The organism is Halomonas sp. BM-2019, assembly GCF_017584085.1.
Genome location: NZ_CP071922.1, coordinates 1740903 through 1751643 on the forward strand (window position 1 = coordinate 1740903; position 10741 = coordinate 1751643).

The following is a 10741-nucleotide window of genomic DNA, read 5'->3' on the forward strand; positions in this document are numbered from 1 at the left end:
CAGCGCCAGGCAGAGCAGCAGGGCAGGCGGTCGCGTCATGGCGGGGAGTCCTCTCGAGTCTCGGGCTGGTGATGGCCGCGCACATTGTCGGTCAGGCGAGCGCGATTGTCATGGAGCCAGGCGTCGAAGCGCTCGCCGCGCATGTGCTGGGGAGGCTGCTGCAGCAGGGCAGGGGTGTCGGTCCAGGCGTGGCCGGTGTCGGCGTCGTAGTGCAGCACCTCGGTGTCGAGCCGCCAGCGCTCCTCGGGGGCGCGCAGCCGGGCGTTGCCTGAGAGGGTCAGCGGGTTGCCGCCGGGCCCCAGCATGCCGCTGTCGGCCTCGGCAAACCACACCCGGCCGGCGTTGTCGTAGATCCGCGCGTCCGGGGTCTCGAGGCGGGTGACCTCGTCGTGGGGCGTGTGCACCAGGCGCGGCGTCTCGACGCGCTGGTGGGCGCGCCCCTCGGCGTCGAAGCGGGTCAGGCGCGCGCCCTCGAGGAAGAAGTCGGGCTCGCCGGCCTCGTCGCGGGGCACCGCGCCCGGCTCGCGGGCGCTGCGCGAATCGAGCAGCACCAGCACACCGCCCAGCGCCACCAGCAGCAGGAAAAGCCAGATGCGGAACGAGGGCCGCGGCAGGGACATGGGCTCAGCCGGCCCCGTGCAGGTAGGTGTCGATTACCGCGTCCCAGTGGCCCTGGGCTCTGAGCAGGGTGTCACTGATCTCGCGGGCCGCGCCCTGGCCGCCCCCCTTTAGCGTCACCCAGTCGGCGTGTTTCTGGATGTACTCCGGGGCGTTGGGCACGCTGATGCCCACGCCGGCGCGGCGGATGGCGCCCACGTCGGGCATGTCGTCGCCGCAGTAGGCGACCTGGTCGAACTCCAGTCCGAGACGGGTGCAGAGGTCTCGCAGCACCGGCAGCTTCTTCTCCACGCCCTGGAAGACGTGCTGAATGCCCAGCGCGGCGGCGCGCCGGCTTACCGTGGGGGAGTCGCGGCCGGTGATCAGGGCCACCTCGAGGCCGGCGCGCTTGAGCAGCTTGAGGCCGTGGCCATCCTGGACGTTGAAGGCCTTGATCTCGATGCCGTCGGCCTGGAAATAGAGCTGGCCGTCGGTGAGCACGCCGTCAACGTCCAGGGCCAGTAGGCGAATACGACGCAGGCGATCCACCAGTCGGGGGTCTTGCAGGGGCAGGTTGTGGGGCATGGGAGCTCCGGGGGTTGGGGGGAAGGTCAGATCACGCCGCTGGCCAGCAGGTCGTGCATGTGCAGGGCGCCTACTGGACGCCCTTCGTCGTCGACCACGGCCAGGGCCGAGATGCGGTGGTCCTCCATCAGCTTCACCGCCTCGGCGGCCAGCATCTCGGGTGCGGCCCGCTTGCCGGGAACGGTCATCACCGCGTCGACGGTGAGGCCGGAGAGGTCATGATGCTGGTCCAGGGTGCGGCGCAGATCGCCGTCGGTGTAGACCCCGGCCAGCCGGCCCTGTTCGTCCACCACGCAGGTGAAGCCGAGTCCCTGGCGAGTGATCTCCAGCAGGGCGTCACGCAGCGGGCTGCCCAGGGGGACGCGGGGCAGCCGGTCGCCCCGGTGCAGCAGGTCGCCGACCCGCAGCAGCAGGCGCTTGCCGAGGCTACCACCGGGGTGGGAGAGGGCGAACTCTTCGGCGGTGAAGCCGCGGAACTCCAGCAGCGCAACCGCCAGGGCATCGCCCAGGGCCAGGGCGGCGGTGGTGGAGGCGGTAGGGGCCAGGTCCAGCGGACAGGCCTCGCGCTCGACCCCGGCGTCCAGGTGCGCCTCGGCGTGGCGCGCCAGCGTCGAGGCGGGGCGGCCGGTCAGACTGATCAGCGGCACGCCCATGCGCTTGAGCAGCGGCAGCAGGGCGGTTACCTCGGCGGTCTCGCCGGAGTTGGAGAGCGCCAGCACCACGTCGCCGGGGGTGATCATGCCGAGGTCGCCGTGGCTGGCCTCGCCCGGGTGCACGAAGAAGGCCGGGGTGCCGGTGCTGGCCAGGGTGGCGGCGATCTTGCCGGCGATATGGCCGGACTTGCCCATGCCGGTCACCACCACCCGGCCGCGGCAGGCGAGGATCAGCTGGCAGGCACGGTCGAAGTCGCCGTCGAGGCGGTCACTGAGCGCGCCGATCGCCTGCTGCTCCAGGGCCAGGGTGCGGCGGGCGCTGTCGCGCAGCGGGGAGGCGTCGGCAGTGGGGGAGGTGTCTGCAGTCATGGCGGTGATTGTTGCCTGTAGCGCGGGTTCACTCAAGTGGCAGCTCGCGACGCATGATGATCGGCGGAACCAACATGGGAGGCCCTGGGCCGGAGATCAGGAGGGGCGCATTAAACGCCTTGGGCCCGGTCAGTGCAAGCGCTGCGCTCTGCCAGGCTGGCGCCGTCCCGGGGAGTTAGGATACGATGTTCGATAATTTTTCCGGAGTTGCCGAGCGAGTTGACGAATCGATGAGTGACACTCCCTTCGTGGTGGTGGAGGGGCTGCATTTCTCGCGGGGCGAGAAGGAGATCTTCCGCGGCGTCGATCTCGCCATCCCGCGGGGCAGGATCACTGCCATCATGGGCCCCAGCGGGACCGGCAAGACCACGCTGCTCAAGCTGATCGGCGGGCAGCTGGTTCCTGACGCCGGCCGCGTGCTGATCGACGGCGAGGATGTGCATCGCCAGTCGCGCAAGGCGCTGTTCGCCATGCGCAGGCGCATGGGCATGCTGTTCCAGAGCGGGGCCTTGTTCTCGGACCTCAGCGTGTTCGAGAACGTCGCCTTCCCGCTGCGGGTGCACACCGACCTGCCCCAGGCGATGATCCGCGACCTGGTGCTGATGAAGCTCGAGGCGGTGGGGCTGCGCGGGGCCCGCGAGCTGATGCCCTCGGAGCTCTCCGGCGGCATGGCCCGGCGGGTCGCCCTGGCCAGGGCGATGGCCCTGGACCCGGAGCTGATCCTCTACGACGAGCCCTTCGTCGGCCAGGATCCGATCTCCATGGGAGTGCTGGTGCAGCTGATCAAGCGCCTCAATGAGGCGCTGGGGCTCACCTCGGTGATCGTCTCCCACGACATCAAGGAGACCCTGTCCATCGCCGACTACGTCTACGTGATCGCCGATGGCCTGGTGATGGCCCAGGGCACGCCCCAGGGCCTGGACGTGGACCAGGACCCGCGGGTCAGCCAGTTCGTCCACGGCGAGCCCGACGGCCCGGTGCCCTTCCACTATCCGGCGGTGGACTTCTTCACCGATATCCTCGATGCGGGAGGGCGGCGATGATCGAGCGGATCACCGGCCTGGGGCGCCGCGGCTGCGAGCTGCTCGAGGCGCTGGGGCGTGCCGGCGTCTTCGTGGCCCAGTCGGCGGTGGGGGTGCCGAGTCGCGAGGGCTGGCACCTGTGGCTGCGCCAGATGCACTTCGTCGGCGTGCTGTCGCTGGCCATCGTGCTGGTCTCGGGGCTCTTCATCGGCATGGTGCTGGCGCTGCAGGGCTACACCATCCTGGTGGACTTCGGCGCCGAGCAGGCCCTGGGCCAGATGGTGGCGCTGTCGCTGCTGCGCGAGCTGTCGCCGGTGGTGGCGGCGCTGCTGTTCGCCGGCCGCGCCGGCTCGGCGCTGACCGCCGAGATCGGCCTGATGAAGGCCACCGAACAGCTCACCAGCATGGAGATGATCGGCGTCGATCCGCTGCGGCGGGTGGTGGCGCCGCGCCTCTGGGCGGGCTTCGTGGCCCTGCCGCTCTTGACCATCGGCTTCAGCGTGGTGGGCATCTACGGCGGCTACCTGGTGGGGGTGGAGTGGCTCGGCGTCTTCGAGGGCTCCTACTGGGGCAACATGCAGGCCAGCGTCGACTTCATCGGCGATGTGGGCAACGGCATGGTCAAGAGTCTGGTGTTCGCGGTGGTGGTGACCTGGATCGCGGTGTTCCAGGGCTATGACCTGGTGCCCACCTCGGAGGGGATCTCCCGGGCCACCACCCGCACCGTGGTCTACTCCTCCCTGGCGGTCCTCGGCCTCGATTTCGTGCTGACCGCGGTGATGTTCGGTGGCCTCTCGTGAAGTGCGGGAGGCACGCCTCGATGTTCGGAGAGAAGCGATGAAGCGCAGCAAGACGATGGAGCTGGGGGTGGGGCTGTTCATGCTCGCCGGGATCCTCGGCCTGGTGTTCCTGGGCCTGCGGGTCAGCGGGCTGACCTTCCAGGCGCCCGGCGACACCTTCCGCCTGGAGGCCAACTTCGCCAACGTCGGCGGCCTCAAGCCGCGGGCGCGGGTCACCATGGCCGGCGTCACCGTGGGCCGGGTGTCGGCCATCGAGCTTGACACCGACTGGTACGACGCCCGGGTGATCCTGGAGCTCGACGGCAGCCTGGAGGGCCGGCTCTCCCGGGACACCACCGCGGCGATCTTCACCGCGGGGCTGCTCGGCGAGCAGTATATCGGGCTCTCCGTGGGCGGCGACCCGGAGACCCTGGCCGACGGGGATACCCTCCGCGATACCCAGTCGGCCATCGTGCTGGAAGAACTCATCCAGCAGTTCGTGTCCAATATGATCAGCGACTGACGCCGCACGGCACCGCTTTCTGCCCCTTGCAAGGAGAGTTACTGCATGAGCCGCCTTTTCCCATCGCTGCGAGTCCTGCTGGCCGGCCTGGTACTGGCCCTGTTTGCCCTGCCGGCCAGCGCGGCGCCCGAGCGTACCCCTGAGCAGCTGATCCGCGAAAGCGTCGAGAGGCTGACCGCCGAGATCGAGGGACGCCGCGACTACTTCGCCGACAACCTCGACGAGCTCAAGGCGCTGGTCGACGACAGCCTCGATGACATCGCCGACTTTCGCTACATCGGGGCCAGCGTGATGGGCCGCTACTTCCAGAATGCCACGCCCCAGCAGCGCTCGCGCTTCGCCGACACCTTCCGCCAGACCTTGATCGACACCTATACCAAGGGCCTGGTCACCTTCGACTACCGCGAGCTGCGGGTGCTGGAGCACCAGCGGCCTCAGCGCCACGAGGACCAGGCCAGCGTCGACATGGAGGTGGTGGCCACCAGCGGTCAGGTCTACCCGGTCAGCTATTCGCTGCGCCTCTCAGGCGGCGAGTGGCGCGTGGTCAACGTGATCGTCAACGGCATCAACCTGGGGCTGACCTTCCGCAACCAGTTCGACCAGGCCATGCGCGACCATGGGCGCGACTACGATGCGGTGATCGCCAGCTGGGCGCCGGAGATTGCCGTCGAGGAGCTGGAGGAGGGCGGCGGCGCATGATCGCCCTGCTCGAGCGCGCTGGTGTCTGCCTCGAGGCCGAGGCGACCACCCTGCGGGTCGCGGGGCCGGTGGGCTTCGAGGTGGCCGCGAGCCTGGCCGAGGCGGGCCGTGCCTGGCTCGCCGGGCAGCCTGCCGGTACCCGGGTCAGCTTCGACCTCGCCGGCGTGGCCGATGTCAGCAGCGCGGCGCTCAGCGTGCTGCTGGAGTGGACCCGCGGTGCCCGCGCCGCCGGCCTCAAGCTGCAGCCGGTGCGCCTCTCGCCGGCCCTGCGGCGGCTCACCGACCTGGCCGGCCTGGAACGCCTGCTCCCTCTCGAGGCCGCAGCGGCCTGAGTCGGTGGCCTGCCGAGATCGCCAAGCGCCACGCTTTTCTTTACCATGGGCCATCCCCGTTTCGTGCCATCGGCCGCGTTGCGCCCGGTGGCCTTCCCGTTTCAGACACAGGAGTGCCGCATCATGCACCCCAGCGACGTCAAGGCGCTGCTCGAGTCCCGCATCGACGGCTGCGAGTTTCATATCCAGGGCGAAGGCTGCAACTTCCAGGTGGTGGCCGTGGGCGAGGTCTTCTCGGGCCTCTCGCCGGTCAAGCGCCAGCAGCTGATCTACGGCGCGCTGGCCGACGAGATCGCCTCCGGCGCCCTGCATGCGGTGAGCATCAAGACCTACACCCCGGCGCAGTGGGAGAGCGCGCCGGAGAACGCCGGCGCCTGATATCGAGCCCCCATGGACAAGTTGATCATCACCGGCAACGGGCCGGTCGACGGCGAGGTATGGGCCAGCGGCGCCAAGAACGCCGCCCTGCCGATCCTCTGCGCCACCCTGCTGGCCGAGGAGCCGGTGACCATCGGCAACCTGCCACACCTGCAGGACATCACCACCACCCTGGAGCTGCTCGGCCACCTCGGCGTCGAGCCGGTGATGGGCGAGAAGATGACTATCCAGCTCGACGGCGCCCAGGTGAAGCACTGCGACGCCCCCTACGAGCTGGTCAAGAAGATGCGCGCCTCCATCCTGGTGCTGGGGCCGCTGCTGGCCCACTTCGGCCATGCCGATGTCTCGTTGCCCGGCGGCTGCGCCATCGGCTCGCGGCCGGTGGACCTGCACCTGCGCGGGCTGGAGGCCATGGGCGCCGAGATCCGCGTCGAGGGCGGCTATATCCGCGCCCGGGTCGACGGCCGCCTCAAGGGGGCCACCATCTTCTTCGACACCGTGACCGTGACCGGCACCGAGAACCTGCTGATGGCGGCGGCCCTTGCCGACGGCACCACGGTGCTGGAGAACGCCGCCCGGGAGCCCGAGGTGGTCGACCTGGCCGAGTGCCTGATCAAGATGGGGGCGAAGATTCGCGGCCACGGCAGCGACACCATCGTCATCGAGGGCGTCGAGCGGCTGCACGGCGCTTACCATGATGTCATGCCCGACCGCATCGAGACCGGTACCTTCCTGGTGGCCGCCGCGCTCTCCCGGGGTCGCGTCAAGGTGCGCCGCACCCGCGCCGATATCCTCGAGGCGGTGCTGGCCAAGCTGGAGGAGGCCGGCGCCGAGATCACCAGCGGCGACGACTGGATCGCGCTGGATATGCACGGCAAGCGGCCCCGAGCGGTGAACATCCGCACCGCCCCCTATCCCGCCTTTCCCACCGACATGCAGGCGCAGTTCGTGGCGATGAATGCGGTGGCCGAAGGCACCTCCCGGGTGGTGGAGACCATCTTCGAGAACCGCTTCATGCACGTCCAGGAGCTCAACCGCATGGGGGCGAAGATCGCCCTGGAGGGCAACACCGCGGTGATCGAGGGGGTCGAGTGGCTCTCCGGGGCGCCGGTGATGGCCACCGACCTGCGCGCCTCGGCGTCGCTGGTGATCGCGGCGATGATGGCCGAGGGCGAGACCCTGGTGGATCGCATCTACCACATCGACCGCGGCTACGAGTGCATCGAGGAGAAGCTGCAGCTGCTGGGGGCGCGCATCCGGCGCGTGCCGGGCTGATTCCGGCCGCTTCCCGACATTAGGCGAGAGCATGAGCAAACAACTTATTCTGGCCCTCTCCAAGGGCCGCATTCTGGACGAGACCCTGCCGCTGTTGGCCGATGCCGGCATCGAGCCCGCGGAGGACCTGGGCAAGAGCCGCAAGCTGCTGTTCGACACCAACCTGCCCGACGTCAAGCTGGTGGTGATCCGTGCCACCGACGTGCCCACCTACGTGCAGCTGGGGGCGGCGGATCTCGGCGTGGCGGGCAAGGACGTGCTGCTCGAGCACGGCGTCGAGGGGCTCTACGAGCCGCTGGATCTGGAGATTGCCCGCTGCAAGCTGATGACCGCCGGCATCACCGGCGCCGAGCCGGCCCGGGCGAGGCGGCGGGTGGCCACCAAGTTCGTCAATGTCGCCCGGCGCTGGTACGCCGAGCAGGGCATCCAGGCCGAGGTGATCAAGCTCTATGGCGCCATGGAGCTGGCCCCGCTGATGAACCTGGCCGACGAGATCGTCGACATCGTCGACACCGGCAACACCCTGCGCGCCAACGGCATGGAACCCCGCGAGCTGATCGCGAAGGTCTCCACCCGCCTGGTGGTCAACAAGGCGTCCATGACCATGAAGCACGCCCGCATCAAGCCGCTGCTCGAGCGCCTCGGCCAGGCGGTGGCCGCCCGTCGCGAGGCCGCCTCGGCCTGAGCCCTCGCCGCGGGCCGAGCCGCCGATAGGCGCGGCGTCGCGGCCCCATAGCCGCCGCCCTCTTGCCCGGCGCCCTCCGGCGCCGAACAATAGAGACCTCCCGATTGATGATGGAAGCTGCCATGACCGAGACAACCGCTCCCTCCGGCATCGCCCGGCTCGCCACCCGAGAGGCCGACTTCGAGGCGCGCCTCTCGACCCTGCTGGCCTGGGAGGGCGTCTCCGACGCCGAGGTCCAGGCGCGGGTCGAGGAGCTTATCACCGCGGTGCGCACCCGGGGCGACGCTGCCCTGGTGGAGGCCAGCAATCGCTTCGACCGCCTCTCGGCGACCCGCATGGCGGACCTGACCCTCTCGGCGCCTCGGTTGCGCCAGGCCTATGAAGGCTTGCCTGCCGAGCAGCGCGAGGCGCTGGCCCAGGCCGCCGAGCGCATCCGGGCCTACCACGAGCGCCAGAAGCCGGAGTCCTGGCACTACACCGAGGCCGACGGCACGGTGCTGGGCCAGCAGGTCACTGCCCTGGACCGCGCCGGCATCTACGTGCCCGGCGGCAAGGCGGCCTATCCTTCCTCGGTGCTGATGAACGCCATCCCCGCCCATGTGGCCGGGGTGCGCGAGATCATCATGGTGGTGCCGACCCCGGATGGCGTGCTCAACGAGTTGGTGCTGGCGGCGGCGCACCTGGCCGGGGTGGGCCGGGTCTTCACAGTGGGCGGCGCCCAGGCGGTGGCGGCGCTGGCCTACGGCACCGAGACGGTGCCGCGGGTCGACAAGATCGTCGGCCCCGGCAACATCTACGTGGCGACGGCCAAGCGGGCGGTGTTTGGCCAGGTGGGGATCGACATGATCGCCGGCCCCTCGGAGATCCTGGTGGTCTCCGACGGCGGCACCGACGCCGACTGGCTGGCCATGGATCTCTTCTCCCAGGCGGAGCACGACGAGGACGCCCAGGCGATCCTCGTGAGCTGGGATGCCGAGCACCTCGATGCCGTCGAGGCCGCCATCGATCGCCTGTTGCCGAGCCTGGAGCGCGAGGGCATCGTGCGCGACTCCCTGGCGCGGCGCGGTGCCCTGATCGAGTGCGCCGGCCGCGAAGAGGCGGTAGCGCTGATCAACCGCATTGCCCCCGAGCACCTGGAGCTCTCGGTGGCCAACCCGGAGGGGTGGCTGCCCGAGGTGCGCCACGCCGGCGCCATCTTCATGGGCCGCTATACCGCCGAGGCCTTGGGGGACTACTGCGCCGGCCCCAACCACGTGCTGCCGACGTCGGGCACCGCGCGCTTCTCCTCGCCGCTGGGGGTCTACGACTTCCAGAAGCGCTCCACTGCTCGCCCGAGGGGGCCTCCGAGCTCGGCAGGGTGGCCTCCGTGCTGGCCCGCGGCGAGTCGCTGACCGCCCACGCGCGCAGTGCCGAGTATCGTATTCAGGAGTAGCCGCGCCGGACGGATGCCGGCCCGAGCCGCTACTCCGGCCGGCGCAGCTCCGGCGCCGGCCGTTCGCCTACCTCCAAAATGACCTCGAGGGTCTCGCCACCGCGCACCACGGTAAGCGGCAGCGTCTCGCCGGGCGCCACGGCGGCGATGTCGGCCATGGTGACCCGCGCATCGAGGATCGGCCGGTTGTCGATGGCCAGCAGGACGTCGCCAGGCTGTAGTCCGGCCTGGTCGGCCGGACCGCCCGGCACCACGCCGGCGATCACCACCCCGCGGGGCGCCTGAAGGCCGAAGGAGGCGGCCAGCTCCGGGTTGAGCTCCTGGGCCTCGACACCCAGCCAGCCGCGGATCACCCGGCCCTGGGTGACCAGCTCCTCGAGGATATTGGCGGCCAGGTTGGCGGGGATGGCGAAGCCGATGCCCTGGGAGCCGCCGGAGCGCGAGAAGATGGCGGTGTTGATGCCCACCAGGGAGCCCTCGGCGTTGATCAGGGCGCCGCCGGAGTTGCCGGGGTTGATGGCCGCGTCGGTCTGGATGAAGTCCTCGTAGGCGTTGAGGCCCAGGTGACTGCGGCCGGTGGCGCTGATGATGCCCATGGTCACCGTCTGGCCCACGCCGAAGGGGTTGCCGATGGCCAGGGAGACGTCGCCGATGGCCACCTCGGTGGAGTCGGCCAGCTCGATCACCGGCAGGGTGTCGAGGTCGATGCGCAGCACGGCAAGGTCGCTCTCCGGGTCGGTGCCGATCACCTCGGCCAGCGTCTCGCGACCGTCACGCAGCGCTACCTGGATCTGGTCGGCGCCGCCGATCACGTGGTGGTTGGTCAGCACGTAGCCGTCCTCGCTGACGATCACGCCGGAGCCCAGGCTCGAGAGCATGCGCTGGCGAGCCGGCACGTCGTCGCCGAAGAACTGGCGGAAGAAGGGGTCGGACATCAGCGGGTGCTGGTCGCGTTCCACCACCCGGGAGGAGTAGATGTTGACCACCGCCGGCGCGGCCTTCTCCACGGCGGTTGTATAGCTCACCGGCCCCTGTTCACGGCTTAGCGGAGCCGCCTGGCGCAGTTCCGGGGCCGGGCGCGGCTGCGCCGCCTCCGGGGCTTCGACCCGGGGCGAGACGCTGAGCGGCGCCTGGGCGCCGGGGGCCTGGACCGAGGGCTGGGGCGGCGTGGGATCCGCCTGGCGTCCCGTCAGCTGCGGGAAGGCATTGAGCAGCACCACGGCCAGCAGCACCCCGATGGTGATCGGCAGGAGGTAGGGCGTGAGTGAGCGCAGAGGGGGTCGCATGCGAGTCGGCGTCCTTTGAGGCAGAGCGGTCGCGGGGCCCGAGGCCCCGGCGGTACAATGGACTAATGGTAACATTCTCGCCCTTTGGACGTCGGGAGCTCCCCCATGATCAATCGCGATGCGCTG

Annotated in this window: 12 protein-coding genes and 1 pseudogene; 9 read left to right on the top strand and 4 right to left on the bottom strand. The window is 70.0% G+C overall.

Annotated elements, in window-relative coordinates:
• Positions 1 to 35: 35 nt before the first annotated feature.
• The 3 genes from lptC to J5F18_RS08775 are packed head-to-tail and all read right to left on the bottom strand — an operon-like array spanning position 36 to position 2204.
• Positions 36 to 620, bottom strand: coding sequence for an LPS export ABC transporter periplasmic protein LptC (gene lptC, locus J5F18_RS08765; protein WP_346301866.1), 585 nt, complete (start codon positions 618 to 620; stop codon positions 36 to 38).
• A gap of 4 nt (positions 621 to 624) precedes the next feature.
• On the bottom strand, positions 625 to 1182 hold the full coding sequence (locus J5F18_RS08770; protein ID WP_346301867.1) for an HAD-IIIA family hydrolase: 558 nt from the start codon (positions 1180 to 1182) through the stop codon (positions 625 to 627).
• A 26-nt stretch (positions 1183 to 1208) separates the two neighbouring features.
• Positions 1209 to 2204 carry a KpsF/GutQ family sugar-phosphate isomerase gene (locus J5F18_RS08775; protein WP_346301868.1) on the bottom strand — a complete coding sequence of 332 codons (996 nt, stop codon included), beginning with the start codon at positions 2202 to 2204 and terminating at the stop codon, positions 1209 to 1211.
• A 230-nt stretch (positions 2205 to 2434) separates the two neighbouring features.
• On the opposite strand from J5F18_RS08775, the gene J5F18_RS08780 reads away from it, so the two are divergent.
• The 9 genes and pseudogenes from J5F18_RS08780 to hisD all read left to right on the top strand — a co-directional run bounded on the left by J5F18_RS08780 (position 2435) and on the right by hisD (position 9329).
• Complete coding sequence (locus tag J5F18_RS08780; RefSeq protein ID WP_346301869.1) at positions 2435 to 3247, top strand: ATP-binding cassette domain-containing protein; 813 nt, start codon at positions 2435 to 2437, stop codon at positions 3245 to 3247.
• Complete coding sequence (gene mlaE, locus J5F18_RS08785) at positions 3244 to 4026, top strand: lipid asymmetry maintenance ABC transporter permease subunit MlaE (protein ID WP_346301870.1); 783 nt, start codon at positions 3244 to 3246, stop codon at positions 4024 to 4026. Before J5F18_RS08780 ends, mlaE begins: the two co-directional genes overlap by 4 nt.
• A 37-nt stretch (positions 4027 to 4063) precedes the next feature.
• Positions 4064 to 4528, top strand: coding sequence for an outer membrane lipid asymmetry maintenance protein MlaD (gene mlaD, locus J5F18_RS08790; protein WP_346301871.1), 465 nt, complete (start codon positions 4064 to 4066; stop codon positions 4526 to 4528).
• 45 nt (positions 4529 to 4573) lie between these two features.
• Positions 4574 to 5227, top strand: coding sequence for an ABC transporter substrate-binding protein (locus tag J5F18_RS08795; protein WP_346301872.1), 654 nt, complete (start codon positions 4574 to 4576; stop codon positions 5225 to 5227).
• Entirely contained in the window at positions 5224 to 5559 is a 336-nt protein-coding gene (locus tag J5F18_RS08800) for an STAS domain-containing protein (RefSeq protein WP_346301873.1), read from the top strand. The genes J5F18_RS08795 and J5F18_RS08800 overlap by 4 nt, the downstream gene beginning before the upstream one ends.
• Before the next feature lie 123 nt (positions 5560 to 5682).
• A complete protein-coding gene (locus J5F18_RS08805) occupies positions 5683 to 5937 on the top strand; it encodes a BolA family protein (protein WP_346301874.1) in 255 nt (84 codons plus the stop codon).
• Between the two features lie 12 nt (positions 5938 to 5949).
• Positions 5950 to 7212 (top strand): UDP-N-acetylglucosamine 1-carboxyvinyltransferase, encoded by a 1263-nt coding sequence (gene murA, locus J5F18_RS08810; protein WP_346301875.1) that lies wholly within the window; start codon positions 5950 to 5952, stop codon positions 7210 to 7212.
• 31 nt (positions 7213 to 7243) lie between these two features.
• Positions 7244 to 7897, top strand: a complete 654-nt coding sequence (hisG, locus tag J5F18_RS08815) for an ATP phosphoribosyltransferase (protein WP_346301876.1) — start codon at positions 7244 to 7246, stop codon at positions 7895 to 7897.
• Between the two features lie 122 nt (positions 7898 to 8019).
• Positions 8020 to 9329, top strand: a pseudogene (gene hisD / locus J5F18_RS08820) (histidinol dehydrogenase).
• A gap of 29 nt (positions 9330 to 9358) precedes the next feature.
• On the opposite strand, the gene J5F18_RS08825 reads toward hisD, so the two are convergent.
• Positions 9359 to 10615, bottom strand: coding sequence for a Do family serine endopeptidase (locus tag J5F18_RS08825; protein ID WP_346301877.1), 1257 nt, complete (start codon positions 10613 to 10615; stop codon positions 9359 to 9361).
• Positions 10616 to 10741 lie beyond the last annotated feature (126 nt).